General features: G+C 73.9%; 1 protein-coding gene. It reads right to left on the minus strand.

The annotated features are described in order from the left end of the window. Positions 1-56: 56 nt before the first annotated feature. Positions 57-566: a DUF3574 domain-containing protein gene (locus tag FNX44_RS27495; protein WP_323369697.1), complete on the minus strand. Its 510-nt coding sequence runs from the start codon at positions 564-566 to the stop codon at positions 57-59. Between the last annotated feature and the right edge of the window lie 4 nt (positions 567-570).

Genomic DNA, 570 nt, shown 5'->3' on the forward strand with positions numbered 1-570 from the left:
ATAAGAGACAGGCCCCACGCCGCCCCGGACCGCTCAGAAGCTCACCCGCGCCCGATTCAGAAACTCACCCGCACCCGGTCGTCCACCCGCGCCACCGAGTCCTGCGCGTACGCCACCCGGTACGCCTTCCGCACCCGCTCCACCAACCGGCCGTACCGCTCCGCCTCCGCCACCGGATACAGCAGCACCAGTTCGTACGACCGCTCCCGGACGATCTCCCCCGACGCCACGTCCCTCCACTGACCACGCCCCTCCCGCACGGTCAGCCCCTCCGGAAAGCGCGGCGTGACCTCACGGTCCACAAACTCCCGGAACTGCGCGTCCGTCACCGCCGGGCCCCCATCCGGCCGCTCCGTCCCGAAGAACAGCCGCGTCTCCGCGTACCGCTCGCCGACCGGCGCCGCCACCGCGCCGTCCGCACCCCGCCGCTCCCCCTCCGTGTACCCGGCGTACGCCGCCGGCACCCCCAGCGACACCGCCATCAGCGACGCGGCCGCCACCGCCGTCCGCACCCGATAGGGACGCACCGCCATACCCGCACCGCTCCCCTCGTCCCGCCGCGGCATCCAC

The organism is Streptomyces alkaliterrae, assembly GCF_007097205.2.
Taxonomy (GTDB): domain Bacteria; phylum Actinomycetota; class Actinomycetes; order Streptomycetales; family Streptomycetaceae; genus Streptomyces; species Streptomyces alkaliterrae.